A 24,988-nucleotide genomic window follows, 5' to 3' on the forward strand; every position below is an offset into this window, starting at 1 on the left:
GGGATCAAACGGTTACAGCGTCCTGCCAGCCTAGCGTCGAACGGGATTCGAGTGAATGACTGATACGACAATCAGATCGGTTGTGGATCTGCCGGCCAAGGTCGAGCCGGCAATCGTCGTCGGCGCCGGTGCTGCCGGGCTGGCCGTCGCGCACGCCTTGATGAACGCCGGCGTGCCGACGGCGATCCTGGAAAAGGAAAGCCGGTTGGCTGAGCCATGGCACCGGCGGCACAAGCAATTGCATCTCAACACCCACCGCGATCTTTCTTCGCTGCCTGGTCTCCCCTATCCCCCCGGCACCCCCGCCTTTCCGCACCGGACGGTCGTCATCCGCCACATGAATGATTTCAGGGAGGAAAACCGGCTGCCGGTGCAGTTTGGCGTCGCTGTCGAAGAGATTGCCTTCAAGGGCGATCACTGGGCGGTACGGACCAGCGCTGGCCTGCGGCTGGCCCGCAATGTCGTCGTCGCCACCGGCCGCGACAGGCAGCCGTCCATTCCCGAATGGAAAGGCATGAAGGATTTCGTCGGGCGCATCATCCATTCGGCGGATTTCGGTGACGCACAGGCCTATGCGGGCCAGAAAGTGCTGGTCGTCGGCGCTGGCAATTCGGGTTTCGATGCGCTCAATCATCTGGCCGGCATAGACACGGCCGCCATCTGGCTGTCGGCCCGCAGCGGTCCCGCCCTGCTGCCCAAGCGCATCGGCAAGATCGCCGTGCACCGGCTTTCGCCGTTCATGGCTCGCTTGCCGTTGCGGGTCGCCGACGCGGTGATGTCGGCGACGCAGCGCCTGGCTTTCGGCGACCTGACCAAATTCGGCCTGCCGCCCGCGCCTGCGGGCGGCGCCAGCCGCCTGACCTCGGATTACACCGCGATCGCCGCCGACGACGGCGCCGTCAGCGCCATAAAGGCCGGCAAGATCACCGTCGTACCCGGCATAAGGGAATTCACCCGTGACGGCGTGATCCTGGCCGATGGCAGCCTGATCTATCCTGACATCGTCATTGCCGCGACAGGCTACCGCACCGGGCTGGAGCCGATGGTCGGCAAGCTCGGCGTGCTCGACGCCAAGGGCGTTCCGCTCTTCAACGGCGGGCAAGCCGATCCGAAATTGCCCGGTCTGTGGTTCACCGGCATGCGGCCGAGCATTCGCGGCTGCTTCGCCAATGCCGGCATCCTGGCCAAGGCGATCGCCAAACGGATTGCGGGGTCGGCCTCGCACCAACCCGGCGCATCACGCTGATTTGGGTTCCAGCCGCCGGAAACCGACGGCCTCCATCAGCATGTCCTCTTCCACCATGCCGGCATTGTGCAGGGCGAGCAGGTTAAGCGCGATTTCCCGCGCGTCGGCGGAATCGGGATGTGCCTCGCGCCGCCGGCAGGCCTCGTCGAACACGCGCTGCAGCTTGGCGATATCGGCTGGCTTGAGCAAGCCACGGTCATAGACGGACTTCGACATGGCGATCTCCTGATAAAGACCTAGGGCGCCATGCTTAAATTGCCAATCTTTCCCGAGGCTTGACCGACTTCACCCCATGCCGCGACTTCAAAGGGCGGCAGCGGTGCAAATCTGCTCCGCTGCTGCGCCTCACGCTAGAGGACAATCAGACCGCGATCTTGCCGCCGCCCCGTCTGGTGATGGCGACCACCGACGGCCGCACCGGCATGTCGGGCTTGAAGTCGGGCCAGCGCGTCGACAGATCCTCATAGTAGGACGGGCGGCCGAACGCTTCCCAGTCCTCGCCGCCATCGCCCGGATGCTGGACGGCGACGAAGGCGGTCTGGTCGTCGGGCGCAAACAGCGGACCGCACATTTCGGCGCCGATCGGCACGCGGAAGAACAGTTTCGAGGTCGCCCGCGCCGCCCCCTCCGTGTCCACCGCCCACAGACCATCCGTGCGGCCGGTGGCTTTCGGGCCCTGGCCGTCGGTCGCGACCCAGAGACGCCCGGCCGAATCGACCGCGCAATTGTCGGGCATGCCGAACCAGCCATTGGCCGTCGTTGCCGTTGAGAAGGTGGCGCCGACATCGGCAACCGCCGGATCACCGCATTTCAGCAGCACTTCCCACTTGCCCTTGGCGGCGGTGAAATCACCGCCGTCCTCGGCGATCTCGATGATGTGGCCAAAGGCGTTTTCGGCGCGCGGGTTGGCGGCGTCTACCTGATCGGCCTTGCGCTTCGAATTGTTGGTCAGCATGACATAGACCTTGCCGTTGACGGCATTGGGCTGGATGTCTTCGGGGCGGTCCATCTTGGTGGCACCGAGCAGGTCGGCGGCGCGGCGCGTCTCGATCAGCACGTCGGCCTGGCCAGTGAAACCGTTTTCAGCCGTCAGCGGTCCCTGGCCGAAGACGATCGGCAGCCATTCGACCGTGCCATCTTCGGCGAACCTGGCGACATGCAGCGTGCCATCATCGAGCAGGTCCCTGTTGGCGGCATGATCGTTCGGATCGAACGCGGCCTTGGTCACGAACTTGTAGACATAGTCGAAGCGCTCGTCGTCACCGAGATAGAAGACGACGCGGCCGTCCCTGGCGACAATCGATTCGGCGCCCTCATGCTTGAAGCGGCCCATGGCGGTGCGCTTCCTCGGCGTCGAGGTCGGGTCGTTGACATCGACCTCGACGATCCAGCCGAAGCGGTTGGCCTCATTGGGCTCCTTGGCGAGGTCGAAACGCTCGTAATGCGCCGCCCATTCATAGGCGCCTTCGGGAATGCCGAGACGCTTGTAGTTCGCGGCTTCCTTGTGGCCTTCCGGCAACTCGCCGGAGAAATAGCCATGGATGTTCTCCTCGGCCATCACATAGGTGCCCCAGGGCGTGACGCCGCCGGCGCAATTGTTGAACGTGCCGAACACCTTGGTGCCGGACGGATCGGCATTGGTCTTGACGCGGTCATGGCCGGCAACCGGACCGGACAGCGCCATTTCGGTGTTGGAGGTGATGCGGCGATTGAGCTTGCCGTCGCGCACCACCTGCCATTTGCCTGATGCCTTGCGGATCTCGACGATGGTGCCGCCGTGAGCTGCCATCTCGACATCGACCTGCTCCTTCGAGAGCGGTGCGACTTCGGCCGACTTCTTGCCGTCCTTCTCGACGATCTTCACGATGCCGGGGAACATCAGATGCGGATTGGTGTATTCGTGGTTGACCACCAGCAGGCCATGTTCGGCCGAGCCGTCGACCGGGATGTAGCCGACATAATCGTTGTTGTAGCCGAACTGTTTCGCCTGGGCCTCGGCCGACTGTTTCGTCGGGTCGAAGTCGGGCGAATCGGCAAACAGCGGATCGCCCCAGCGCAGCAAGACATCAGCGTCGTAACCCGGCGCGACATGGTGCTTGTCGTCGATGCCGGCCTCGAGTTCGTCGAACGTGAAGGCCGAGCCTTCAGCGGCCCGGGCCTCGTCGGCGCTGATCAGCGCCAGCGGGCTGACGGTGGCGGCGATGGCCGAGACAGCCAGCGAACCCTTGAGGAAGCCGCGGCGCGAGAACCGCGCGGCGATGATCTCGCCCATGGTGCGGTTGTCGGAAGCGTTGATGGCCGGGCCGTCGTTTTCCTCGAGCAGGCTGGTGCGGAATCGAGTGTCGGGGGAGCGAAGGTCAGTCATGGCTTGCCTCTGGCTGTTGGATTGGCTGGAGCGTGGGTACCTGTTTGACCCCCTTATAATCGCCGGATCACATTTTCGTGACATCGGGAGACCTTTCAGACGCGACAGGCATTGCGCGCAGCGCTGGCTAAGCATTCCCGCAGACCGTGAACTGCTCCAGAATCGCCGGTTCGAGATGAAAGGAGACCTTAGGCGGCATCTTGGCCGCGCATCCTGCGACGGCGGACGACATCAGTCGTTTGCAAAAAACAGATCAACGGGCAACTGCACCCTCGACAAGTCACCTCCGCCGCCCCCGGCGGAGGTGACTTGATGTTCGGCGTCTGCGGTCGTCAGGCATCGGGAAAGCCAGTCTCCCGTTTAGCGATGGCGGTCACGGCGCCGTTCATGCGAAGCTAATGTAGCATACACTTGGGACTTTAGTCCAACCTTGCGCTTGCAATGGTCCTGGTTGACAACCGCAACGGTCGGAGGTCGCTTCCGGGCGCCGCGTCTTTCGGCAATGTTGGTTGCACTGCAACGTTGGGGTGGGGCGCGCCGGGCTCAGTCGTCGGAGATCAGAATGCACAGATCGGTCACGACCCGTTGTTGCCGGCTGGCGCTCAAATCGGCAGCGGCGCTGGTGTTGACGATTGCGCCCTATCAAATTGTCCTGGACGGCTCCGTTTCCGGCATCCACACCGTCAGCGCATACGCCAAGGGTGGCGGTAACAGTGGTGGCGGTGGTGGCGGAGGCAACAGTGGGGGCGGCAACGGCGGCAATTCCGGCGGAAGCAATAGCGGGAACAGCGGCAACGGCAATGGGAATAACGGCAACAGCGGCAATAACGGCAACAGTGGCAACAACGGCAAATCAGGATCCAGTCAGGGTAAGAGCGGGAGCCATGTCAATGCAAAGACCGGTGACAAGGTCGACGTGACCGGCAACAAGATCACAGTCAGGCATCCCGACGGCATAACGGAAAAGCTCGAGAACGGTCGTTTCAGCATGAAGGACGCTCTCGGTCGCACGATCATCGACCGCCAGGCCACGCCGGCCGATGCCAATCGTCTCAAGGCCTTGTGAAGCTGGCCAACAGGCAACGGTCAGCTTTGCACGTCACCTCCGCCGCCCCCCGGCGGAGGTGACCTCGTTTCCGGCCGGCGTCGTCCCGGTTTTCGGCACCGCAATGGCTGCGGTCCCGAGGCGCGACGCGCTTTTGCGCAATCCGGGACGGGAAACCGCTGCGCATTTCTTCGGACCTGCCCAGAGCAATTCTAGAAAAAGTGTGAAGCGGTTTTCCCGGGAAATGCGCGTAGCGCTTTTCCCTTGGGAATTGCGTCAAAACAAAGAGTTAGAGCAGCTCGCCGTTTCCGTGAAACGGTGAAATGCTTTAGGAGGGCCTGTCGCGGTCGCGCCACTCACGCATCATCAAGGCCGCTTCGGTGCGATTTCGCACATTGAGCTTCGACAGCACTCCGGTCATGTGATGTTTGACGGTCTTCTCCTGCAACTCAAGCCGCAAGGCGACTTCCTTGTTGCTCAGCCCCTCCGCCACCAGCCGCAGGATTTCCGTTTGCCGATCGGTGAGCTGCCGCAGCCGTTCCGCCAAGCCGTCGGTCGGCTGCTGGGACTGGAGATCCGAAAGCAGCCGGGCCGATAGTGTCGGCGAGAGATAGCTTTCGCCGGCTGCGACATTGCGCAGGATGTCGGCGAGGCCGCGTGACCCGACGCCTTTGAGGACATAGCCATTCACCCCTGCGTTCAGCGCCTTGGTTACATCGGCATTGACCTCCGAAACGGTCAGCATGACGATCTTCTGGGCGGGATGGTTGGCGAGGATGCTTGCGACCGCGCTCAGCCCGCCGCCCGGCATCGAGATGTCGAGCAGCAAGATGTCGGGCCGCATCGTCGCGGCGAGGCGTTCGGCATCCTGCGCCGTGGCGCCCTCGCCAACCATCTCGAAGCCTCCGATCTCCGACAGGCTGCGCGTCACACCTTCGCGAAAGAGGGGATGATCGTCGACAATGGCAATGCGAATGGTCCCAGTCATGCTTGCTCCTCGACCGACAGACGGATCACCAAACGCGTACCTTGCGGCCCGGTCAAGGTTTCGAACTGTCCGCCAATGCTTTCGACCCGTTCCCTGAGGCCGGCGAGCCCGAGGCCCTCGACCCGTGCCGTCGGATCGAAACCCGGCCCGCGGTCCGACACTTCGACAAAAAGCCTGCCACCTTTCATCCCGGCACTCACCGCCTGATCCTTGCCTAGCCCGTGGTGATAGGCATTGTTCAGCCCTTCCTGGACGAAACGATAGATGCTGATCTTCTCGGAGGCGCCGGGTTCAGGCAACTGTCCGGCCAGCGTCAGCGTCACCGACGTTCCCGTCCTCTGTTCGTGTTCCTTGACGGCCAGCCGCAGAATGTCGGTTGCGGCAGCCGTCTCGATCTGCGGCAGGACAAGGCCGGTGCAGATGCCGCGTATTTCGCGCATCGCATCCTCCAGCGTCTTGCGAATCATCGTGACCTCGGTCGAGCGGCTTGCGCCCGAATGGCCATCGCTGGAAAATATCGGGCTGTCCATGCGCAGCGCCGCCAGGGCAACGAGTTGGGCCGGGCCGTCATGCAGGTCGGCGCCGATGCGGCGCAGATATCTTTCGTTGAGCGCGGTGGCGCGGCGCGAGGCCTGTTGCACGCGCAGTCGCAAGGCACTGTTTTGCGCCACCAGGCCCTGCAGCTCCGACACCTGGCGGCGCAGCGCCCCACGCTGGTCGTCGATGGTGCGGCTGCCGCGCAGGACGATGCCCGACAGGAGCAGGAATGCCGCCAGGGTCGCGCCGGCCACGATCAGCCAGCTCGACCACAGAGCGGAAGCCAGGGTGGCCTGGAAATCGTCGGCGATCTCATAGAACTCGGTAACCGCCACCACCTCGCCCGACCAGGGCTCGCGCACGGGATTGTAGATCTCCAGCAATGGCAAGCCGGTCGCCTTCTCCTCGCTCTCATCCTCATCGAAAGTATTGAATTCAGCGACGACATTGCCTTGGAAAGCGGAACGCAGATTGTCGCTCGGAGCGAAGCGGCGGCCGATCAGGGCCGTCTCCTTGGCATAGAGGACCGTTCCGTCGCGGCGCCAGAGCATGAACGATTCGAGGCGCTTGCCGAGCGCGCCCTGGCCAAGCGTCTCGTCCAGCGCCTGCTTGACGGAATCGCTGAGCTCCTGCTCCTTGCGCAAGTCGGGAAGCAGCGGCGCAATCACGCTGTCGACATAGAGCGCCGTCGTGGCGGCCGAATTGCGGATGACGCCCTCTCTGATCTGCGCCGTCACCCAGGCGCCCACCACCAGCATGACGGCCAGCAGGCCAAAACCGCCGGCAACGACGAATTGCAAGGCAAGAGAGAGTTCGCTCCAGCGTCGCGTCAAGTTCTGCAGAATACGAATCATGAACCCCTGACCGCCCTTCAATCGACTGGCTGGACGATGTCGGTACATTGAGCCTCCGTCTTGCCATTGCCAAGAGCTTCGTTTGGTCGAGCGCTTGACGTCCCGGCGCGCTTCGGAAACAACGTCCGCGACACATGCGGCGGGAGCCGCTTCGAGAGGGGACGGAACGTTGAGTTTTTCGGGACTGCTGCAGCTCGGCTTTTCAACGGTCATTTTCCTGCTGGCGGCGACAGCCGCCAAGCAATGGGGGCTGGCGCCGAGCCTTGGCAAGATCGCGCTGACGCTGGCGCTCTATTCGCTGGGCAATCTGATCATGCTGCGGCTGATCCGCGAATTCGGCATGTCGGTGTCGTTCAGCCTGTCTGCCGTCATCCAGCTGGTCTCGGTGAACGTCGTGGCACTGGTCTTCTTCGGCGAGCGCGTCAACGCGCTGCAGGCGACCGGCATCATGCTGGCGATCGCCGCAGTGGCGCTGATCACGCTCGGACCCTATCTGCAAGGCCGGCTGTAACGGGCGGATTGCCGATGAAGAATGCCGCGAACGCTTTGCTCAACCGGGTCGAATTCCCGGTGCTGCTGGCCGGCCTGGTCATCGCGGCCGGCCTTTGGGGATTCGAGGAGCTGATGGAGATGGCGCGCGCCACCACGCCGCACGCCTTCGACACCGAAATCCTGCTCGCCTTCCGCCAGGCGGGGCGGCCTGACAGCCCGATCGGCCCGCTGTGGCTGCAAGGGGCGATGCGCGACATCACAAGCCTTGGCAGCGGCAGCGTGCTGGTGCTGATCGTGACGGCGGTAATCGTCTATCTCCTGCTTATCCGCAGGCCGGCGACCGCCCTTTTCATCTTCGTGGCGGTGGCCGGCGGTCAGGTGCTGTCGAGCCTGCTGAAAGCCGGAATCGACCGGCCGCGCCCCGAACTCGTCTCGCATCTCGTCAACGAAACGACGCTGTCTTTTCCCAGCGGCCACGCCATGCTGTCGGCGGTGACCTATCTGACGCTCGGCGCGCTGGCGGCACGCTTCCTGCCCGGTCGAACGACGAAGATCTATGTGCTGTCGCTGGCGGTGCTGACGACGCTGCTGGTCGGCATCAGCCGCGTCTATCTCGGCGTCCACTGGCCGTCGGATGTGCTGGCCGGCTGGTGCGCCGGCTTCGTCTGGGCGATGCTGTGCTGGCTCGCTGCCCGGACGTGGCAGCGATGGCGTGGGCAGCACCCGGACGGCGAGACTGGAGACTAGATCAGCCGGTTGATCAGCCCGTGCCCGCAGCCGGCCAACAGGAAAACCGCCGACAGCAAGGCTGCCGATGTCATGAAAGTCTTGAAGATATTCAACCGCGTTACTCCCTGCCCAGATGGAAGACCTTAGCGCGCAATCCCGGGAAAGTATCTAAAAAATGGCCAGTCAGGCGCCGCTACTTACGTCTCAAACATTCATCCTAATGCTTGAAACATCAGAATGATGATATTATACCTTACTCCTGCAGACTCAGACGGGGATTCCGGCCGATGATCACTGCCGCGCAGATGCGCGCCGCAAGGGCGCTGGCCGGCATCGATCAGAAGACGCTCGCCGAGCGCGCCGGCGTTTCGCTTCCGACTATCCAGCGCATGGAGGCGAGCGATGGCGTGGTCAGGGGCGTGGTCGACACGCTGATGAAGGTCATCCAGGCCCTCGACGAGGCCGGGGTGGAGCTGATCGGCGAGAATCAGGCCAGCGAGCGCGGCGGCCGGGGCGTGCGCCTCAAGTCTGCCGTGCCGCCGGATCCCAAGGCTGAGCCGGCATAAAGTCGCGACGGCGACCGCCGACAGCCCTGCCGACGATCCCGCCGCCTTTCAGGGTGCGAAAGGCAGTCCATGGATCAGACGCAGCGGGCAGTGCATGAACCGGCCCCCAGATCGGCCCAAAGGTCGGCCCACCAGTCGGCAAAGCCGACATTTTCCGAATTGTTCACGCCAAAACTCGTGACGGTCTGGCGCGAGGGCTACACGTTCGCCGACTTCAAGGCGGACGCCATTGCCGGGCTGACGGTGGCCATTGTCGCGCTGCCCTTGTCGATGGCCATCGCGATCGCCTCGGGAGTCACGCCCGAGCGCGGCCTCTACACCTCGATCGTCGGCGGCTTCATCATTTCGGCGCTCGGCGGCAGCCGCTTCCAGATCGGCGGCCCGGCCGGCGCCTTCATCGTGCTGGTGGCCGCGACGGTTGCCCGGGTCGGTATCGACGGGCTGCTGCTGGCAACGATGATGGCAGGGGTCTTCCTGCTCGCCATAGGCTATCTCCGTCTCGGCACCTACATCAAGTTCATTCCCTATCCGGTGACGGTCGGCTTCACCGCCGGCATCGCCGTCATCATCTTTTCCGGACAGATCGTCGAACTGTTCGGGCTGAAGCTTGCCGGCAAGGAGCCCGGACCGCTGGTGCCGAAGCTGATCGCGGTCGGCGAGGCGGCCGGCACCATCAACCCGGCGGCGATCTTCGTGGCGGTGTTGACCGTCGCCACCATCGCCGGCCTGAAGCGCTGGCGACCGACATGGCCCGCAATGCTCATCGCCATCGGGCTGGCATCGCTGGTCGTGGCGCTTCTCGCGCTGCCGGCGGAGACGATCGGCACCCGCTTTGGCGGTATACCGCGCAGCCTGCAAATGCCCGCTTTGCCGCCGATCAGCCTGGACAGGATGATTGACGTGCTGCCGGATGCGATTGCCTTCGCCTTGCTGGGCGCCATCGAATCGCTGCTTTCGGCGGTGGTCGCCGACGGGATGACGGGCCGCCGGCATCGTTCCAACTGCGAACTGGTGGCGCAAGGCTTCGCCAACATCGCATCCGCCCTGTTCGGCGGCATTTGCGCCACCGGCACCATCGCCCGCACGGCGACCAATGTGCGGGCCGGCGCCCACGGACCGGTTTCGGGCATCGTCCACGCCGCCATCCTGCTCGCCTTGATGCTGGTGGCGGCGCCGCTCGCCAGCTATATCCCGCTCGCCGCCCTGGCCGGCGTGCTGGCGGTCGTGTGCTGGAATATGTTCGAGAAACAGGCCTTCGCCACCTTGCTGCGTGCCTCGCGCGGCGATGCGCTGGTACTGATGGCGACCTTTCTGCTCGTCATCTTCCGCGATCTCACCGAAGGCATCGTCGTCGGCTTCGTGCTGGGGTCGATCCTGTTCATCGACCGCATGGCCAAGTCGATTGCGGTCGAGGCCGATCAGCCGCTGGTGCAGGAGGATGTCGCCGACAGCACCAACGCCTACGATGCCAGCGAGGCAACCGACGCCGACACCGTCGTCTATCGCATTTCGGGCGCCTTCTTCTTCGGCGCCGCATCGACCGTCGGCACCGTGCTCGACCGCATAGCCGACCAGCGCAGGAACTTCATCCTCGACTGCTCGGCCGTACCGTTCTTCGATTCGACGGCGGCCAACGTCATCGAAGGCGCCGCCCACAAGGCGAAACGCGCCGGTGTCCGCTTCATCATATCGGGTGCCGCGCCGCAGATCCGACGCATGCTGATCACCCACGGCGTCAAGCGCCCGCTGGTGACCTACGCCGCCTCGATCAAGGATGCGCGGGCGCAGCTGAAAGGGAAGATCGAGGCGGGGTAGGGGCCGGGATTTGCCGGCCGGTGGCCATTGTCAGGACAAGGTGTCCACCTGTTGAATGCCAACTTCTTGACGTTGAGCTGACTCACGCACGGCCCGACGTGAACACCGCTTTGCGCCGCTCCTCGCGGTTTGTCCGATACCATCGCCCGCGCCTTCGAAATTGATGCGGTGACGAAATGGGCGTCGGAAAGAATACGAGATACTCTCGCAATCTTCACACCTGTCCTATATAGCCGCTGCACTGACGATCTTGTCCGGAAAGCTCGGTCAAGAAGAGGTGTTCGCACCCGCCATTTTCGAACTAGCCTCAGTGCACTCGCCTCACACGATCTTCTACGCTGCGGCTACTACATGGTATTTTTCGCGGCTTAGCAACTCGGTCCTGCTAGGGAAAAAGGCGGGTGAATGTGCAATCGTCCTCGACAAGGAGAACGACTGGCATCAGCGAATGGTAGCAGCACGCGACACCCTATCTGACGTGATGCTGAAACATTGGTCGACCCAAACCGGTGGTCACGTCGAGGTTTAGTTTCGGTGAAGAACATCCTTTGGGTCGTCGCATGACAGACGACCGCAACGGGCCAGACGTCGTTAATAGCCGCACTGCGAGTTCGAGTTGGTGATCATCGCCGACGAACGAGCTTTCCCCTCACGGCTGCGAACGTCTCGCAGCTCTGCCCTGAGGCGCCCGATCATGGCTCTCAATCGAGCTTCAGCGCTACAACCTCGCCTTCGTTCATCAACGGCACATAAAGGATCGACTTGCCATCGGTGCCGATGTCGGCGCTGCCCGGCTTGAACTGCGCCACCACCTCCGGCGCGCCGCCCGCATGATAGCGGTAGAGCGTGCCGGTCATGTAGGCGGTGGTGTAGATGGTGCCGCCGATGGCTACGACGCCGTCGAGATCGGCGAATTTCTGGGCACCCGGCAAGGGCGAAACCACCTTGCTGGCTAGGTCGACCGACTGCAGGCCGCCAAGCTCCGTCGTGCTGAAGTCGGGCTTGATGCCCTTGCCCCAGGAGGCGACGATCAATCGGCCGCCATCGGCGAAGATGCCGTTGGGCGAAGCCAATGCCCCGTCCTTGACGAACAGCTCCGGCCGGTCGCCATCGATGCGGTAGATGGCGTCGGCCAGCATGTCGGTGACGTAGACCTTGCCGGATTGGTCCGATGTCATGTCGTTGAGGAAGACCGCGTTCGGCACCGCGATGCTGGCGACCAGCTTGCCGCTGGCGAGGTCGACGACGCGGACTTTCGTGATGTCGGCGACATAGAGCTTGCCGCCCGAGATCGCCATACCCTTGGGTGCGTCCATGCCGTCGGTCCAGTGCTGGGTGACCGTCTTGCCGTCCAGCGACAGCACGGAGAGATAACCGTTGCCGTCGGCCTCGCCGGGATTGCCTGATATGTTGGAAACGATGATGCGATTGTCAGCGGCGTCGAACAGGGCCGATTCCGGCTGTTCGAGCCCGGTGGCGCGCCAGAGTTCGCCGGCCTCCGCGGCGGGCACTGCGGCAATGCCGATGACGGCGATAAAGGCTGAGGGGATGAGGGTGTTCATGACTGCTCTCCTGAGATGACGAGGCAGAGCTATGGCTTTCGATACTTTTCGGAAAGGCCTGACACCGCTAGTATCGAATATCGATACGAAACTAGCGGCAAGAGGTGCATCCAATGAACGGTCTGATCTTCCAGGCGCTGAAGCGGACGTTGAAGGCGAAGGGCGTCACCTATCGCGCGCTTGCCGAACGCATGGGCGTTTCCGAACCGACGGTGAAGCGTATCTTCCATGAGCGCAATTGCAAGCTCGACCGGCTGATGGAGATTTGCGCTGCCGCCGGTGTCGAACTGGAAAACGTGCTCGGCTCGATGAACCGGGGGCCTGGGCCGGTCAACCACATCGCGCCGGAGATCGAGCGCAAGCTCGCCGGCCGGCCGGCGCTGCTGTTCATCTTCGTCATACTGTCAGAAAAGTTCACGCCCGAAGGCATCATGCGCTCGCAAGGCCTGAGCGAGGCTTCGATGTTCCTCTATCTGCGCGATCTCGAGGAACTCGGCCTGATCGCGCTCGGACGGGGTCTTTCGGCGAGACTGCTGGTCGAGACGCCGATCCAGTGGAACTTCGAAGGGCCGCTCAGGCCGCTGTTCGAGATGACCAACAAGAATTTCATCGGCTGGGCCATCACCCATATCGACAAAGAAGCGACCTTCGTCAGCTTCTCCAGGCGGATGCGGCCGGAGACGGCTGAAATGGTGCGGCGCGAGGCGGAGGATCTCGCCGACCGCGCCAAGCTGCTCGCCCATCACGACCAGCACACGACGCCGGAGGATGGCCTGATCGGCTACAAATGGACGTTTGCCTTTGGCGCGACGCCATTTCCGGCAATCATGCCGATCGGGCCCCACGCGCGAGATGCCGGGGCGAGGCCTGATACGCCCGCCGCCGCGAAAGGACGGCGGCCGCTGCCGGCCTGACCAGGCACCGCGTCAATCGTCTCAGCACGATTGCATCTGGCGGCTGAGCTTGCCGCGCACGACCCTGGCAGTGCCGACCGCCACCATTTTTGCCGCTGTCTTGCCCCCCGGACCCGCCATGCGACCGGCGACGCCGACCGCGCCATTGACGGCGCCCATCGTCTTCATCTGCCCGACCGTCTCGTTCATCCGCGCCCGGCAGTCCCGCATTTTCCTGGTCGCCTCGACTGCAGCCAGGGCCTCGCCAAGGCCTGCCGGCGAGTCCGGGCCGGCCGCCAACTCCGCCAATTGCGCATGCTGGTCTCGCGTGATCGGCGGGCTGGCGGCCGTCTGGCTGCAGCCGGAGGCCAGCAGGCAGATCAGCATCGCGATCGGGCTGCCTCGCCCGGCACGTGCCGTGGCTGGAAAAATATCGCGATGTTCGGCCTCGAGGCTCCCGCCCGGAGTTGCTTTTCCGGCCACCCGTTTCCTGTTGCCCAACATCCTATTGCCCCACCGCCGGGCCGAGGATGAGGCTGCGGATTTTTGGCGTCAGCGGCCTGACGACATCGGCGAAGGGGTCACCCTCGGCCCGCAAGGCCATCAAGCCTTCGACCTCTTCGTCGATCGCGGCGATGGTCTCCGTCTTCTGTGCCTCGGTCAGCTCCCTCATGCCGGATATGGCATTTCTGAGCTTGGCGAAAATGGCATCGAGTTCTGCGACCGGCATCGTCGCCAGGAACCCGCGCATGGTCTCTCCAAGCGCGACCTTCCAGCTGTCGGCGGTGAAACCGGCGCTGCCGATCAAGCCCTTGTCCGCGGCATCGCGCTCGTACCAGTCGGCGGCGATCTCCTCGTCATAGGCGAACTGACCGAATTCGGGCTGCAGGGCCTCGATCAGGCCGACGACCGCCGACGCATCCCGCGCTGTCAGCGCCAAGGCAGGCGGGCTGTCGAAGATCATGCCGGCAAGTGCGAGCGCGCCGGCCAGCCGGCGCATGGCTGCGAAACGCCGCTCAGCCATAACAATCCTCCGCAATGCCGGCCCGGGCACTGCTCGTTGCCTGGGACTGCAGAACCGAGCCGCCGATCGAGGCGGCCTGGCCGGCAATGACCCCACCATTGCCAGCCAGACCGCCAAGACCCCCCGCCATCGACAGCACACCGCCGAGCAGAGCCGCATTGGTCTGCGCCTTCGCCGCCTTCTTGGCCGCATCGGCGCATGCCGTTTCCGTCGTCGGTTCGTTCCGGGCCTTCTTGCTGCCGGCCGCGCTCGCGATCGATGCCGGCCTGTCGTCGACCTGGCCCGTTTGGCAGCCCGCAAGGGCAATGGTCAGGGCCAGGAAAATGCTCTTTTTCATGGTGCGGCTCATCATCGGGCAGCGCGCGGCGGCAGCTTGGCCTCGCGATGATCGGTCACTGCGTTGCCCAAGGCGATCGACAGCAGATAGATGCGCGGATTGAACCCTGCCGCAGCCAGTGCCGACAGCGTCTTGAACAGTTGCAAATGAAACATCGTGCCCCCTTTGGATTGCCGCCAATGCGGTTCCGGTTTCGGAATCGCGCCGCAAACTAGGGGCATAAAAGGGGGGCAGCTTGGACAGAACGGCACTGAAAGCGGCCAAAACGGCCCGGGATTGACGTTTTGCAGGCTCCGGCGCATATGACCGCGCTCTTGGGCATGGGGGGTGTCGATGACTGCGACGATGGGGACGTCAGCCTCATTCAGGCTGGCGACGGAGATGTTTCCGGAGCGGGATCGCGTCGAGATCACGCGTGAGGTTTACGGCCGCACGGTTCTGAGGGTGGACCTCGATCCGCTGGCGCCGGCGCAGATCGACATGCGGGTGCGCGTGTTGGCAGGCCTCGGCATCGCCACCGGCAGCTCATCGGAATTCCGGGTGCATCGTACGTCGTCGCTGATCGACAATGACGACTTCGTTCTTCTGGCGGCCCTCGACGGGGGCAGTGTGATGAAGCATCGCGGCCGCGAGGAGGCGGTCGGCAACGGCCAGGCGCTGATGATGAGCGGTGAAGAGGTTGGCCTCAACCTGATCGGCGCCGGCGGGTTTCGCTTCGTCAATCTGAGTTTTTCGCGCAAGCAGCTTTCGCCTCTGATCGGCGATCCGGCCGCGGTTCTTATGCGGCCCTTGCCGACCCAAAGCGGGGCGATGCGGCTGTTGCTCGACTATATCAGCTCGATCCAGGAGGTCGGAGACGAGTTGACTGCGGAGGCCTGCCACCTTGCGGCGGCGCATGTCTTCGACCTTGCCGCACTCGCCATGGGCGCGACCAGGGATGCGGCCCAGATCGCACGCGGCCGCGGCGTCAGCGTTGCCCGCTTGCGCGCCATCAAGGCCGATATCGTCGCGCATGGTGGCCATGTCGACCTGTCGGCGCAGGACGTCGCCGCCCGCCACGGACTGTCGGCCCGCTACGTCCGCAAGCTGTTCGAGAGCGATGGCACATCCTTGATTGATTTCATGATGACCCAACGGCTGGCGCGCGCCCATCGCATGCTCGGCGATCCGCGCCATGCCGGACGCAGCATCACCGCGATCGCCTACGAGGCCGGCTTCAACGACCTTTCCTATTTCAACCGGGCGTTCCGTCGCCGTTATGACGCCACACCCTCGGACGTGCGGGCCGCGGCTTGCAAGCACTGACGCCCGGCCGCCGGCCAGCGCTCCTGTGCCGGGCCATGCACGCGGCTGGACTCATTTGATCGCGTTTACTCGGCGGCCTTGGCCCCGGGATCGGCAAGCTTGTCGTCCCAGGTCACCGCCCGGTAGTCGAAACCATATTCCAGCGTCGGCTTGACGATGCGGAAATAGGGCGACAGGTCGAAATCGCGCGGCGTGTAGAGCGAGTGGTGGCGGATGTGCAGGATTTCCTTGCGCGAATAGTTCGACTGCGCCGAGGCGCGGCCGGGCGCACGGGTGATCTCGGGCAGGATCGGATAGCGGATCTGGCCATAGGCCTCGGCAATCAGCGTCGAGCAGATCGCCCGTGTCGGATCGCCGGAACCGAAGGCCAGCATGCGGCGGCGCCAGCGTACCGGCACCGGCGGTGTCGGGAAGAAAAAACGCAGCATGTCGAAAATGTTCTTGAGGTCGTATTTCAGGCCGAGCTTGCCGATCATGAAGGCGACGACCTTGTCGCGATCCTCCGGCGCCAGCCCACTCGCCCGGCAGATGCGGGTGTTGTAGGTGCGGTAGCGCGACAATGGAACGGCGACGCAGCCTTCGCCGATCGTGACCTCGATCAGGCGCGGCCGCTCCGAGCCGTCCGCCGGCGCGGGCAAGGCATCGCCGATATAGAAGGCCGCATGCGACCAGGTCGACTGGGTCAGGTACTTGATCGCCGCCGAGATCTTCTGGTTGCCCTCGATCAGCAGGATGTCGCCGGGCTCAAGCGTGCGACGCAGCGTTTCGGCATCGGATGGGGTGTAGGGCTCGTAGCCGGACGATTCTTCCTGCAGCCGGCCGGCAAGCCAGCGGCCAAGTCGATCCAGAAGCGTGTCGCCGGGCTCGGTCATACTCCATGGCGATTAGCATGGGCGGGTAATGAGGGCTAGCGCACGCCTTTCTTCCCCCCGTCCGGACCGAGAGGAAGAGCGCCAAGTCATCCTACGATGCCGCGGCCTCTTCCGGCGGCGCAGCCAGATCGTCGCGCGCCTTGCGGGCCAGTTTGCGTGTCGAGCGTTTGGGACTGTCGCCGAACAGCTCGGCCGCCTCGGCAATGCAGCTCTTCTTCAGCTGCTTTTCCGACCGCTTCAAAAGCTTGGCCAGAAGTTTCGTGTCCTCGGGCGGCCCGAGCAGCTGGTCGTCGGCCTCGAGCAGGGCGCGCATCACCAGCACATCGTGCAGGTCGCCCAGCCGCTCGCCCAGTTCGTCGACCGCCTTGCGCCTTGCCTTGATCGGTGTCGGCCACAGCCTGCCGAGCAGCGACAGATGCATGCCGTGGGTCTTGGCCGCCTTGCGCAGATCGTGGAAATCATCGGCCGCTCCCCGCGATCCGGCCTTGTCGAGCGCCTTCCTGGCGCGGCGCAGCGTGACGCGGGCGCCTTCGGCAAGCACGTCGGCCGCCTGTTCCGGCTGGTCGGGCAAGGCCAGCGTGCCGATGCGGTGCAGGCCCTCCTCGCAGGCGGCGGTCGCCGCGCCGATCGCCGCTTCGAGCCCTGTACCTTCATGCAATTCATGCTGGCGCGCGATCAGCCTGTCGCGAACCGCGCCCAGCCCATCGTCGGCGCTCTCCTTGGGAAAGCTTGCCGCCAGGCGGTCGATGGTCTCGATCAGCGCTGTCGCCTCGCGCGGGCCGGCAAGCAGGGCCGCCACGTTGCGGTAGCACTGGTTTTCTGTCTCACAGAATGTTTCGTCACCGGAACGAACAAGCCGCAACAACGCGCGAGCGCTCTTCAGCCGCTTGCGGCATTTGTGCAGCGCCTGTTCCGGCCGGCTCCGTGCGGCGTCAAGATGATGCAGCGCCTTGCCGATCTCCTCGGCAAGGATTCTCCTGACCTCGCCGGTCAGCGGCAGGCGCGGATCGATGCGAAAGCTCATGCGGCGATCTCCGGAATCCCACCAAGGGCGAGCGACGCGTTGTAGAATTTCTGCTCGCCGGTGACTTCACGGCCGAGCCAGTCGGGCAGCATTTCGTCCGGCACGTCCTCCGGCGTCTCAAGTTCGGCGACCACAAGTCCCGCAAGCGGTCCGCCAAAGACATCGACTTCGTAGAGATAGCCACGGTGCCTAACATGGTGACGTGTCTTCTCGATGACACGTCCGATGGCGAAGTCCAGCATCTCCACCGCCTCCGACAGCGGGATCGGGTATTCGAATTCGTCGCGCTCGCGCGCTTTGCTGCCGAATTTGAGCGTCAGCTTGGCGGAAGTGCCGTCGCTGATGCGGATGCGCACTGTGCGCCCGGGGCCGGCAGCGAGATAGAACTGGAGAATGCGGATATTGGCCTCGGCCAACTCCCGCCATGCGGTGCTGGTGACCAGGAATTTTCGTTCGACTTCCTTGCCCATGGCCGCGCACTAAAGCGTTTGCCGCCGTCGATGGCAAGACAATGACGAACAGAAGTTGACTTTAATCAATCGATTGATTAAAGTGCGCTCATGATCAAACTACCTGAGCCCAAAGTTCTTCGTCGCGAGCCCGCCGAGATGACGCGCGCGGCGCTTGTCCAGGCGGCACTGAAGCTGTTCGGACGGCAGGGCTTCGACGGCACCTCGACGCGCGAGATCGCCGCCGAGGCGCAAGCCAATATCGGCTCGATCGCTTATCATTTCGGCGGCAAGGAGGGTCTTCGCACGGCCGCCGCCGACTTTATCGTCGAGACCATCCAGACGGTCGCCGGACCGGCGCTCGGCAATGCACAGGCGCCCGCGCCGGTCGGTCCGGAGGCAGCGCAGGCGCAGCTCTTCGCGGCGCTGGAGCGAATGGTCGGCTTTGTCGTGGCCAGTCCGCAGGCCGGTGAGATCGTGCAGTTCATCCTGCGCGAACTTTCCCATCCAACGGCAGCCCTCGATCGTATCTATGACGGTGTCTTCGAGCCGAGCCATCGCCGGCTGTGCCAGCTGTGGGAACAGGCAACTGGCGAGCCCGCCGAAAGCGAGGCCACAAGGCTCACCGTGTTCACGCTGATCGGCCAGGTCATCTATTTCCGCATCGGCCGTGAGGCGGTGATGCGCCGCATGGGCTGGCCCGATATCGGCGCCGCGGAGGCCGCCAAGGTGGTGGCGGTCACATCGGGCAATCTCAAGGCCATATTGGCCGCCAGAAAAGGGGCAAAGACAAAGGGGCAAAGACCATGAGCTTTCTGTGTTCGCTGCCGCTCGCCGCGCAGCTCTTCTCGGCCTGTGCCCCGGCAGCACCGCTGGCCGTCGGCTATGTCGAAGGCGACTACGTGCTGCTGGCGCCGATCGAGGTGGCGCAGGTAGAGACCGTCACGGTCAAGCGCGGCGACCGTGTGGTGCCTGGCACGACCGTGGTGACGCTGGAAAGTGCCGACGCAAAAATCGCTGTCGCGCAGGCGCAGGCCGGCCTTGCCCAGGCGCAGGCGCAATTGGCCGACCTGCAGATCGGCAAGCGGCCGGAAGAGATCGCCGTGCTGAAGGCCGAGGTCGATATGGCCAGCGCCCAGGCCGCCGACGCCAAGCGCAAATACGACCGCGCCGCCGATCTGTTCAAGCGCGGCGCCGGCACGCAAGCGGATTTCGACACCGCGTCGGCCACGCTCGAAACGGCCAATGCGCAGGTCGGCCAGGCCAAATCCAATCTCGCCGTCGGCGGCCTGCCGGCACGCCCCGAGACGATCAAGGCCGCCGACAATCAGGTCAAGCAGGCGCAGGCCGCGTTGGAGCAGGCGCAGTGGCGGCTGTCGAAACGGGTGCTGGCCGCCCCTTCGCCCGGCCGCGTCAACGACGTCATCCGCAATCCGGGCGATACATCAGGTCCGACCGCGCCTGTGATTTCGATCCTGCCCGACGGCGCGGTCAAGCTCAGCGTCTATATCCCGGAGAGCGCCTTCTCCTCGGTCAAGGTCGGCACCTTGCTCGGCGTCCATTGCGACGGCTGCGGCCCGGATGTTAAGGCGCGCGTCAGCTACGTCTCGCCAGATCCCGAGTTCACCCCGCCGGTGATCTATTCGCTTGAGAACCGGCAGAAGCTGGTCTACTTGGTCGAGGCGCGGCCGGAGGGCGATGCCGGCCCGCTGCAGCCCGGCCAGATCGTCGATGTCGATCTGGCGGACAGCGCAAGATGAACGCCATCGACGTCCACGGCCTGGTCAAGCGCTTTGGCGACAAGACCGTCGTCGACCATGTGACGATGTCGGTTGCCGAGGGCGAGATCGTCGGCTTTCTCGGCCCCAACGGATCGGGCAAGACGACCACCATCCGCATCATGTGCGGCCTGCTGACCCCGGACGAGGGCGAAGGCACGGTGCTCGGCTTCAACATCCGCACCGACAGCCTGCGCATCAAGCGCGAAGTCGGCTACATGACGCAGAAATTCTCGTTCTACGAGGATCTGACGATCGGCGAGAATCTCGAATTCGTGGCGCGGCTCTACCGGCTGAAGCCGGTCGAGGAGCATGTCGCGAGCACGTTGGAGGACCTCGGCCTGACGTCGCGCCGCAACCAGCTGGCTGGCACCTTGTCGGGCGGCTGGAAGCAGCGGCTGGCGCTGGCCGCCTGCATCATGCACAAGCCGAAATTGCTGCTGCTCGACGAGCCTACGGCCGGTGTCGACCCGAAGGCGAGGCGCGAGTTCTGGGACGAGATCCATCGCCTCGCCAGCGGCGGGCTGACCGTGCTGGTCTCCACCCACTATATGGACGAAGCCGAGCGCTGCCACCGCATCAGCTACATCTCCTATGGCAAGATGCTGGCCACCGGCACTGTCGCCGAAGTGGTGAAAAATGCCGGGCTGACCACCTTCGTCCTGCAGGGTCCGCGCCTCGATCAGGTCGCCGAAGCGCTTCAGGGCCGCCCCGGCGTCGATCAGGTGGCGCCGTTCGGCGCGACGCTGCATGTCGTCGGCTCCGACAAGAAGAAGCTCGAAGCCGCGCTTGCCGATGTCGAGAGAGAGCACAAGGGCGTGAAAGTTTCGCCCGGCGAAACCAGCCTCGAGGACGTCTTCATCCAGTTCATGTCCGGCTCGAAGGACAACATGGCATGAACAGCGTCTTTTCCTTCGCCCGGCTTGGCGCCTTGCTGATCAAGGAATTCATCCAGATGCGGCGCGACCGCATCACCTTCGCCATGATGCTCGGCGTGCCGCTGATACAATTGGTGCTTTTCGGCTACGCCATCAACAACGACCCGAAAAGCCTGCCGGCAGCACTCGTGGCGACGAGCAACGATCCCTATACGCGCGCCATTGTCGCGGCGCTGCAGACCACCGGTTACTATCGTTTCGACCATGTCGCGCAAAGTGCCGCCGAGACCGAGTTCCTGATATCGCGCGGCGACGTTGCCTTCGTCGTCACCATCCCGGCCGATTTCGCCAGGAGGGTGGAGAGCGGCAACAGCCCGCAGATACTCATCGAGGCCGACGCCACCGACCCGGCGGTGGCCAGCGGCGCCATCTCGACGCTCGGCACAGTCGCCAGCCAGGCGCTGCTGAGGGCGCAAGGCACGCAGGAAGCCGCCGCCGAGGCCGCCAAGGGTCGGCTCGATGTCGTCGTACACCGGCGCTACAATCCCGAAGGCATCTCGCAATACAACATCGTGCCCGGCCTGCTGGGCGTCATCCTGCAGATGACCATGGTGATGATGACCTCGATCGCGCTGACACGCGAGACCGAGCGCGGAACGATGGAGAACCTGCTGGCGATGCCGTCCAGCCCGCTCGAGATCATGATGGGCAAGGTGCTGCCCTATCTGGCGGTCGGCGGCGTGCAGGTGGTGGTGGTGCTGGCGGCGGCGAAACTTCTGTTCGCCATCCCCTTCACCGGATCGATGTCGCTGCTCCTGACCGCCGTGCTGATCTTCGTGCTGGCGCTGGTGCTGCTCGGCTACACGATTTCGACCATCGCCCGCACGCAGATGCAGGCGCTCCAACTCACCTTCTTCTTCTTCCTGCCGTCGATCATGCTGTCCGGCTTCATGTTCCCGTATCGCGGCATGCCGGACTGGGCACAAATCTTCGGCGAGATCTTCCCGCTGACGCATTTCCTGCGCATCACCCGCGCGGTGATGCTGAAGGGCGCCGAACTGCCGGCGGTGGCCGGCGAGATCGGTTGGCTGGTGGTGTTCGTGGCTTTGTTTGCCGGCGTAGCATTGGTGCGATTCCGGCGGACGCTGGATTAGACGCCGCGCTCGTGGAGGGCGATTATATATGTGAACTGGCGCGCAAGATTGAGACCACCGATTCCGAAGAGCCCTTGAACGCAGCAACTAAGAAGGCGGTCAAGGCGCCTCCCGTGCCTGAAAAGAGGTCCAAGCCCATCAAAATAATTGCACCGGAACGGTGACGAAACGATTGCAAAAGCGGTCGAATACGGCCAAGATTCGATTGTTAAAAAAAGACCCCGCCGAAGCGGGGCTTGGAGTTGAAGTCTCTTACTAATTACACCGTCGGGTAGGACCGACAATGCTCTCGGACGAATTCCAATCGTCCGAACCGTACACGCCAGTAAAATACGACGTGTACAGCCTTCGGCCATGAACATGCTACCATGTTCTTGTCCTCCGCCGGGATAACCCCCGGTTGACCAGGTACGCAGGATCGCGCCCCGCCGGTTATCAGGGCGGGTCCTGTGGCCGGTCTGGAGTAGGCCAAACCAAACATTAGGTGATTCGTAGGTGCCCGACGACCCTAAGGCGTCGCCGTACCCGGTTTTCACAGGCAAACACGGCACAAACGGGGCTAAGGAAACACATGCGCGTGCTTTAGCGGGCCAATCCCCCTACGGCTGGCTGGGTAGCGCCTAGGACTTCGATTCCTTTTTTATGATGTCGAGCATCCCGTGCCGCCAATAAAGCAGCGCTCCGGAGGCTATCCAAAGAGCGATACCGATATAGAGGCAAATGGGCTGCACTACGCCGACCATAGCTTGGGCTGCCGCTGGGATTTGCGCCGCCATCTCCGTGTCTTTGTAGACATCGAGACCAAAGGCGAAAAACGCCGATCCAATCCCAAACGTTCCGGAGATAGCCAGGTTCGCAAGCCCTAGCTGCTTCAGTTCGCTATCGGTGACGGTGTAGCACCTCATTTCGCGAGACCCCATGACAAGCCGGATCGGCTCTGCGGGTCTTTCTGTGTAAGTTGTCGTCTGAGTAATTTGCACCTCATTTTCCATCGGACGGGTCCTTTGGTATGACACCGGACGCGATGGCACTGAAGGTGAGCATGTGACTGCAATTGTTGCAGACGACCATGAATTGCGGATAATTCGGACCGCCCATGATGATGCTCCCGCCATAGTGAATCTGAGGGGTCAAAATATGCTCGACAATGGCAAACGAAGAATGCTTGCATGCCGGGCACACCATGTTCGGAGCTTTTCTGTTTAGCCAGTCTATCGCCTTCTTTTGCTCTTCTGGCGACATCTTTCCTTCGGTATCCGGCATATGCTTCCTTACACAATGAAATCTGTGCGCGACTCACATCACCGGCCTCCTGCCTAGCCTAGGGTCTGTCAACTATCTAATCCCCTCGTGGCGTCGTCGTCCCAAGGCGAAGCGGGTGTCCGCTGGCTTCCCTCGAGCCTCACCCGAGGCTGCCGGCGAAGCGCTCGGCAAAGTGTTCGCGTCGGAAAGCGTCGACGACGAAATCGATGAAGACGCGGGTTTTCCCGGGCAGCAGCCTGCGGCTGGCGAAGTAGATCGAGAGCGCGCCGGCATCGGCATACCAGCGGGGCAGCACCCGGACGAGGTTACCATTTTCAAGATGCTGCAGTGCGTCCGGCACCGCGATCATGGTGACACCAAGCCCCAGCAGGGCGGCTTGCCGCATGGCGGCCGGATCGTTGACGACAATGGTCTCGCGCGGTGAGCCCGCCATCTCATTGCCTGCGGCATCCCGCATCGTCCAGTGACGGATGCGGCCGGTACTGAGCGAGCGCATGAGAATGCCATCGAAGGCGGCAAGGCCGGAAGGATCGGTCGGAGGCGTCTGCGCTGCCATATAGGCGGGCGAGGCGACGGCGATGACGTGGACCGGCGCCAGCGACCGCGATACGACGCCCGGCGAGAGGTCGAAGCCACCGCCGATTGCCGCATCATAGCCCTCGGCCACGAGGTCCACCGGTCGGTTCTCGAAATGCCATTCCGGGCGGATGAGCGGATAGCGCATGAGAAATGCCGGCAGCAGAGGCAGGCAATAGGCGATGCCAAACGTCGGCGACAGGCTGAGCTTGAGCACGCCGGCTGGTTCGCTGCCGCCACTGGACGTTGCCGCAATGGCGTCCTGCAGCGCTTCGAGATTGCCGCCAATGTCGTGCAGAAAACGCTCGCCGGCTTCGGTCAGCGCGAGTTTGCGCGTCGAGCGATGGAACAGGCGCAGGCCGAGATTGCGCTCCAGCATGGCAACGTTGCGGCTGACGGCGGCAGGTGTCAGCCCGAGCAGCCGCGCGGCGGCGGAAAAGCCGCCGGCTTCCGCACTGCGAACGAAGGATTCGAGGTTGGCGAGCGTCTCCATCGTTCTCCGTAACGAACAATCTTCAACTGATGTTTGAGAATAAGACAAGCAAATACCGGCTAATCCTAGGCCAATAAAAGGGCGATATCCACTCCACACGAACCAACGGAGTGAAGATCATGAACAGCATCGGCATCATCGGCGCCGGCAATATCGGCCAGGCATTCGCCCGAACGCTGGCCAGGAACGGCATCGAGGCCACCATCGCCAACAGCCGCGGCCCGGAGACACTGGCGGAACTCGTTACGTCAATCGGCCCCTCGATCAAGGCCGGCACGCTGCAAGAGGCGGCGGCCAAGGACATTGTGCTTGTCGCGGTCAACTGGTCGAAGCTTCCGGGAGCACTTGCCGGCCTGCCCGACTGGAACGGGCGCATCGTCATCGACGCCAACAACTCGATCGAGGCGCCGCTGTTCAGGCCGGTCGATCTCGGCGGCCGTTTCTCAAGTGAGGTGTTTACCGATCTCGTGCCTGGCGCCAGGGTGGTGAAGGCGTTCAACCATTTGCTGGCACAGCTGTTGGCCGACGACCCGGCGGCGGAAGGCGGCAAGCGCGTGCTGTTCTATTCGGGTGACGACGCGCAGGCCAAGGCTGAAATCGGCGCGCTGATCGGCAGGCTTGGCTTCCATGGCATAGATCTCGGACCCCTGGCGCTCGGCGCTCGCCTCGTCCAATTTCCGGGCGGTCCGTTGCCGGTCCTCAATCTCGTTCGCTTCGAATAATGCACCCAGGCTGGCGTCCTC

General features: G+C 63.6%; 28 protein-coding genes. 13 read left to right on the plus strand and 15 right to left on the minus strand.

What is annotated here, in order from left to right; genetic code table 11:
* The first annotated feature begins 55 nt into the window (after positions 1-55).
* A complete protein-coding gene (locus A4R29_RS29360) occupies positions 56-1,246 on the plus strand; it encodes a flavin-containing monooxygenase (RefSeq protein ID WP_063173447.1) in 1,191 nt (396 codons plus the stop codon).
* Here A4R29_RS29360 and A4R29_RS29365 read toward each other — a convergent pair.
* Both A4R29_RS29365 and A4R29_RS29370 read right to left on the minus strand, forming a co-directional pair.
* Complete coding sequence (locus A4R29_RS29365) at positions 1,238-1,462, minus strand: hypothetical protein (RefSeq protein WP_013528677.1); 225 nt, start codon at positions 1,460-1,462, stop codon at positions 1,238-1,240. The two genes, A4R29_RS29360 and A4R29_RS29365, sit on opposite strands and share 9 nt — an antisense overlap.
* Positions 1,463-1,607: 145 nt before the next feature.
* Entirely contained in the window at positions 1,608-3,611 is a 2,004-nt protein-coding gene (locus tag A4R29_RS29370; protein WP_063173448.1) for a PhoX family protein, read from the minus strand.
* Positions 3,612-4,173: 562 nt separating this feature from the next.
* Here A4R29_RS29370 and A4R29_RS29375 point away from each other — a divergent pair.
* Positions 4,174-4,677, plus strand: coding sequence for a hypothetical protein (locus A4R29_RS29375; protein ID WP_024502212.1), 504 nt, complete (start codon positions 4,174-4,176; stop codon positions 4,675-4,677).
* Positions 4,678-4,984: 307 nt separating this feature from the next.
* On the opposite strand, the gene A4R29_RS29380 is transcribed toward A4R29_RS29375, so the two are convergent.
* Together A4R29_RS29380 and A4R29_RS29385 are read right to left on the minus strand one after the other, a co-directional pair.
* Positions 4,985-5,644, minus strand: coding sequence for a response regulator (locus A4R29_RS29380; RefSeq protein ID WP_063173449.1), 660 nt, complete (start codon positions 5,642-5,644; stop codon positions 4,985-4,987).
* Positions 5,641-7,035 carry a sensor histidine kinase gene (locus A4R29_RS29385; RefSeq protein ID WP_024502211.1) on the minus strand — a complete coding sequence of 465 codons (1,395 nt, stop codon included), beginning with the start codon at positions 7,033-7,035 and terminating at the stop codon, positions 5,641-5,643. Before A4R29_RS29385 ends, A4R29_RS29380 begins: the two co-directional genes overlap by 4 nt.
* A 169-nt stretch (positions 7,036-7,204) precedes the next feature.
* Between A4R29_RS29385 and A4R29_RS29390 the strand changes: the two genes are divergently transcribed.
* From A4R29_RS29390 to A4R29_RS29405, 4 genes are all read left to right on the plus strand, one after another.
* On the plus strand, positions 7,205-7,546 hold the full coding sequence (locus A4R29_RS29390; protein ID WP_013528672.1) for a hypothetical protein: 342 nt from the start codon (positions 7,205-7,207) through the stop codon (positions 7,544-7,546).
* A 14-nt stretch (positions 7,547-7,560) separates the two neighbouring features.
* Positions 7,561-8,274 carry a phosphatase PAP2 family protein gene (locus tag A4R29_RS29395; protein ID WP_027161239.1) on the plus strand — a complete coding sequence of 238 codons (714 nt, stop codon included), beginning with the start codon at positions 7,561-7,563 and terminating at the stop codon, positions 8,272-8,274.
* Positions 8,275-8,543: 269 nt separating this feature from the next.
* A complete protein-coding gene (locus tag A4R29_RS29400) occupies positions 8,544-8,822 on the plus strand; it encodes a helix-turn-helix domain-containing protein (RefSeq protein WP_063169634.1) in 279 nt (92 codons plus the stop codon).
* Between the two features lie 69 nt (positions 8,823-8,891).
* Complete coding sequence (locus A4R29_RS29405; protein ID WP_082827513.1) at positions 8,892-10,637, plus strand: SulP family inorganic anion transporter; 1,746 nt, start codon at positions 8,892-8,894, stop codon at positions 10,635-10,637.
* A gap of 701 nt (positions 10,638-11,338) precedes the next feature.
* Here the strand turns inward: A4R29_RS29405 and A4R29_RS29415 are convergent.
* Complete coding sequence (locus tag A4R29_RS29415) at positions 11,339-12,199, minus strand: SMP-30/gluconolactonase/LRE family protein (protein ID WP_063173451.1); 861 nt, start codon at positions 12,197-12,199, stop codon at positions 11,339-11,341.
* A 113-nt stretch (positions 12,200-12,312) separates the two neighbouring features.
* On the opposite strand from A4R29_RS29415, the gene A4R29_RS29420 reads away from it, so the two are divergent.
* Positions 12,313-13,113, plus strand: coding sequence for a helix-turn-helix domain-containing protein (locus A4R29_RS29420; RefSeq protein WP_063173452.1), 801 nt, complete (start codon positions 12,313-12,315; stop codon positions 13,111-13,113).
* Positions 13,114-13,134: 21 nt separating this feature from the next.
* Here A4R29_RS29420 and A4R29_RS29425 read toward each other — a convergent pair whose 3' ends face one another.
* Genes A4R29_RS29425 through A4R29_RS33520 form a run of 4 tightly spaced genes read right to left on the minus strand, consistent with a single transcriptional unit; the run spans position 13,135 to position 14,608 of the window.
* Positions 13,135-13,575, minus strand: coding sequence for a hypothetical protein (locus tag A4R29_RS29425; RefSeq protein ID WP_167355192.1), 441 nt, complete (start codon positions 13,573-13,575; stop codon positions 13,135-13,137).
* A 22-nt stretch (positions 13,576-13,597) separates the two neighbouring features.
* Positions 13,598-14,116, minus strand: a complete 519-nt coding sequence (locus tag A4R29_RS29430) for a hypothetical protein (protein WP_063173454.1) — start codon at positions 14,114-14,116, stop codon at positions 13,598-13,600.
* Complete coding sequence (locus A4R29_RS29435; protein ID WP_013528664.1) at positions 14,109-14,453, minus strand: hypothetical protein; 345 nt, start codon at positions 14,451-14,453, stop codon at positions 14,109-14,111. The genes A4R29_RS29430 and A4R29_RS29435 overlap by 8 nt, the downstream gene beginning before the upstream one ends.
* Positions 14,454-14,464: 11 nt before the next feature.
* Positions 14,465-14,608, minus strand: coding sequence for a hypothetical protein (locus A4R29_RS33520; RefSeq protein WP_082826609.1), 144 nt, complete (start codon positions 14,606-14,608; stop codon positions 14,465-14,467).
* Positions 14,609-14,786: 178 nt separating this feature from the next.
* Between A4R29_RS33520 and A4R29_RS29440 the strand changes: the two genes are divergently transcribed.
* On the plus strand, positions 14,787-15,758 hold the full coding sequence (locus A4R29_RS29440) for a helix-turn-helix transcriptional regulator (RefSeq protein WP_063173456.1): 972 nt from the start codon (positions 14,787-14,789) through the stop codon (positions 15,756-15,758).
* A 65-nt stretch (positions 15,759-15,823) separates the two neighbouring features.
* On the opposite strand, the gene A4R29_RS29445 is transcribed toward A4R29_RS29440, so the two are convergent.
* The 3 genes from A4R29_RS29445 to A4R29_RS29455 all read right to left on the minus strand — a co-directional run bounded on the left by A4R29_RS29445 (position 15,824) and on the right by A4R29_RS29455 (position 18,124).
* A complete protein-coding gene (locus tag A4R29_RS29445; protein WP_013528661.1) occupies positions 15,824-16,630 on the minus strand; it encodes a C40 family peptidase in 807 nt (268 codons plus the stop codon).
* A 91-nt stretch (positions 16,631-16,721) separates the two neighbouring features.
* The gene (locus A4R29_RS29450) at positions 16,722-17,654 is read right to left on the minus strand and encodes a CHAD domain-containing protein (RefSeq protein ID WP_013528660.1); all 933 of its coding nucleotides are present in this window, start codon (positions 17,652-17,654) and stop codon (positions 16,722-16,724) included.
* A complete protein-coding gene (locus A4R29_RS29455; protein WP_013528659.1) occupies positions 17,651-18,124 on the minus strand; it encodes a CYTH domain-containing protein in 474 nt (157 codons plus the stop codon). The genes A4R29_RS29450 and A4R29_RS29455 overlap by 4 nt, the downstream gene beginning before the upstream one ends.
* Before the next feature lie 90 nt (positions 18,125-18,214).
* On the opposite strand from A4R29_RS29455, the gene A4R29_RS29460 reads away from it, so the two are divergent.
* From A4R29_RS29460 to A4R29_RS29475, 4 genes are read left to right on the plus strand one after another with little or no spacing between them, the layout of a single operon-like run.
* Positions 18,215-18,913, plus strand: a complete 699-nt coding sequence (locus A4R29_RS29460) for a CerR family C-terminal domain-containing protein (RefSeq protein WP_027161229.1) — start codon at positions 18,215-18,217, stop codon at positions 18,911-18,913.
* Positions 18,910-19,863, plus strand: a complete 954-nt coding sequence (locus A4R29_RS29465; RefSeq protein ID WP_027161228.1) for an HlyD family secretion protein — start codon at positions 18,910-18,912, stop codon at positions 19,861-19,863. Before A4R29_RS29460 ends, A4R29_RS29465 begins: the two co-directional genes overlap by 4 nt.
* The gene (locus A4R29_RS29470) at positions 19,860-20,780 is read left to right on the plus strand and encodes an ABC transporter ATP-binding protein (RefSeq protein WP_013528656.1); all 921 of its coding nucleotides are present in this window, start codon (positions 19,860-19,862) and stop codon (positions 20,778-20,780) included. Before A4R29_RS29465 ends, A4R29_RS29470 begins: the two co-directional genes overlap by 4 nt.
* Complete coding sequence (locus A4R29_RS29475) at positions 20,777-21,913, plus strand: ABC transporter permease (protein WP_063173457.1); 1,137 nt, start codon at positions 20,777-20,779, stop codon at positions 21,911-21,913. Before A4R29_RS29470 ends, A4R29_RS29475 begins: the two co-directional genes overlap by 4 nt.
* A 620-nt stretch (positions 21,914-22,533) precedes the next feature.
* Here the strand turns inward: A4R29_RS29475 and A4R29_RS29480 are convergent.
* From A4R29_RS29480 to A4R29_RS29490, 3 genes are all read right to left on the minus strand, one after another.
* Complete coding sequence (locus A4R29_RS29480; protein WP_063173458.1) at positions 22,534-22,905, minus strand: hypothetical protein; 372 nt, start codon at positions 22,903-22,905, stop codon at positions 22,534-22,536.
* Positions 22,895-23,176 carry a hypothetical protein gene (locus A4R29_RS29485; RefSeq protein ID WP_063173459.1) on the minus strand — a complete coding sequence of 94 codons (282 nt, stop codon included), beginning with the start codon at positions 23,174-23,176 and terminating at the stop codon, positions 22,895-22,897. Before A4R29_RS29485 ends, A4R29_RS29480 begins: the two co-directional genes overlap by 11 nt.
* 139 nt (positions 23,177-23,315) lie before the next feature.
* On the minus strand, positions 23,316-24,245 hold the full coding sequence (locus A4R29_RS29490) for a LysR family transcriptional regulator (protein ID WP_027161224.1): 930 nt from the start codon (positions 24,243-24,245) through the stop codon (positions 23,316-23,318).
* A 119-nt stretch (positions 24,246-24,364) separates the two neighbouring features.
* Between A4R29_RS29490 and A4R29_RS29495 the strand changes: the two genes are divergently transcribed.
* A complete protein-coding gene (locus A4R29_RS29495) occupies positions 24,365-24,967 on the plus strand; it encodes an NADPH-dependent F420 reductase (protein ID WP_027161223.1) in 603 nt (200 codons plus the stop codon).
* Positions 24,968-24,988: the final 21 nt, after the last annotated feature.

The organism is Mesorhizobium ciceri biovar biserrulae (assembly GCF_001618845.1).
Taxonomy (GTDB): domain Bacteria; phylum Pseudomonadota; class Alphaproteobacteria; order Rhizobiales; family Rhizobiaceae; genus Mesorhizobium; species Mesorhizobium ciceri.

What these genes read in the sequence shown, in the direction of transcription:
- A4R29_RS29360 (WP_063173447.1), top strand. Translation starts at nt 56, where the DNA reads ATGACTGATACGACAATCAGATCGGTTGTGGATCTGCCGGCCAAGGTC.
- A4R29_RS29365 (WP_013528677.1), bottom strand. Translation starts at nt 1,462, where the DNA reads ATGTCGAAGTCCGTCTATGACCGTGGCTTGCTCAAGCCAGCCGATATC.
- A4R29_RS29370 (WP_063173448.1), bottom strand. Translation starts at nt 3,611, where the DNA reads ATGACTGACCTTCGCTCCCCCGACACTCGATTCCGCACCAGCCTGCTC.
- A4R29_RS29375 (WP_024502212.1), top strand. Translation starts at nt 4,174, where the DNA reads ATGCACAGATCGGTCACGACCCGTTGTTGCCGGCTGGCGCTCAAATCG.
- A4R29_RS29380 (WP_063173449.1), bottom strand. Translation starts at nt 5,644, where the DNA reads ATGACTGGGACCATTCGCATTGCCATTGTCGACGATCATCCCCTCTTT.
- A4R29_RS29385 (WP_024502211.1), bottom strand. Translation starts at nt 7,035, where the DNA reads ATGATTCGTATTCTGCAGAACTTGACGCGACGCTGGAGCGAACTCTCT.
- A4R29_RS29395 (WP_027161239.1), top strand. Translation starts at nt 7,561, where the DNA reads ATGAAGAATGCCGCGAACGCTTTGCTCAACCGGGTCGAATTCCCGGTG.
- A4R29_RS29400 (WP_063169634.1), top strand. Translation starts at nt 8,544, where the DNA reads ATGATCACTGCCGCGCAGATGCGCGCCGCAAGGGCGCTGGCCGGCATC.
- A4R29_RS29405 (WP_082827513.1), top strand. Translation starts at nt 8,892, where the DNA reads ATGGATCAGACGCAGCGGGCAGTGCATGAACCGGCCCCCAGATCGGCC.
- A4R29_RS29415 (WP_063173451.1), bottom strand. Translation starts at nt 12,199, where the DNA reads ATGAACACCCTCATCCCCTCAGCCTTTATCGCCGTCATCGGCATTGCC.
- A4R29_RS29420 (WP_063173452.1), top strand. Translation starts at nt 12,313, where the DNA reads ATGAACGGTCTGATCTTCCAGGCGCTGAAGCGGACGTTGAAGGCGAAG.
- A4R29_RS29430 (WP_063173454.1), bottom strand. Translation starts at nt 14,116, where the DNA reads ATGGCTGAGCGGCGTTTCGCAGCCATGCGCCGGCTGGCCGGCGCGCTC.
- A4R29_RS29435 (WP_013528664.1), bottom strand. Translation starts at nt 14,453, where the DNA reads ATGAAAAAGAGCATTTTCCTGGCCCTGACCATTGCCCTTGCGGGCTGC.
- A4R29_RS33520 (WP_082826609.1), bottom strand. Translation starts at nt 14,608, where the DNA reads ATGTTTCATTTGCAACTGTTCAAGACGCTGTCGGCACTGGCTGCGGCA.
- A4R29_RS29440 (WP_063173456.1), top strand. Translation starts at nt 14,787, where the DNA reads ATGACTGCGACGATGGGGACGTCAGCCTCATTCAGGCTGGCGACGGAG.
- A4R29_RS29445 (WP_013528661.1), bottom strand. Translation starts at nt 16,630, where the DNA reads ATGACCGAGCCCGGCGACACGCTTCTGGATCGACTTGGCCGCTGGCTT.
- A4R29_RS29450 (WP_013528660.1), bottom strand. Translation starts at nt 17,654, where the DNA reads ATGAGCTTTCGCATCGATCCGCGCCTGCCGCTGACCGGCGAGGTCAGG.
- A4R29_RS29455 (WP_013528659.1), bottom strand. Translation starts at nt 18,124, where the DNA reads ATGGGCAAGGAAGTCGAACGAAAATTCCTGGTCACCAGCACCGCATGG.
- A4R29_RS29460 (WP_027161229.1), top strand. Translation starts at nt 18,215, where the DNA reads ATGATCAAACTACCTGAGCCCAAAGTTCTTCGTCGCGAGCCCGCCGAG.
- A4R29_RS29465 (WP_027161228.1), top strand. Translation starts at nt 18,910, where the DNA reads ATGAGCTTTCTGTGTTCGCTGCCGCTCGCCGCGCAGCTCTTCTCGGCC.
- A4R29_RS29470 (WP_013528656.1), top strand. Translation starts at nt 19,860, where the DNA reads ATGAACGCCATCGACGTCCACGGCCTGGTCAAGCGCTTTGGCGACAAG.
- A4R29_RS29475 (WP_063173457.1), top strand. Translation starts at nt 20,777, where the DNA reads ATGAACAGCGTCTTTTCCTTCGCCCGGCTTGGCGCCTTGCTGATCAAG.
- A4R29_RS29480 (WP_063173458.1), bottom strand. Translation starts at nt 22,905, where the DNA reads ATGGAAAATGAGGTGCAAATTACTCAGACGACAACTTACACAGAAAGA.
- A4R29_RS29485 (WP_063173459.1), bottom strand. Translation starts at nt 23,176, where the DNA reads ATGCCGGATACCGAAGGAAAGATGTCGCCAGAAGAGCAAAAGAAGGCG.
- A4R29_RS29490 (WP_027161224.1), bottom strand. Translation starts at nt 24,245, where the DNA reads ATGGAGACGCTCGCCAACCTCGAATCCTTCGTTCGCAGTGCGGAAGCC.
- A4R29_RS29495 (WP_027161223.1), top strand. Translation starts at nt 24,365, where the DNA reads ATGAACAGCATCGGCATCATCGGCGCCGGCAATATCGGCCAGGCATTC.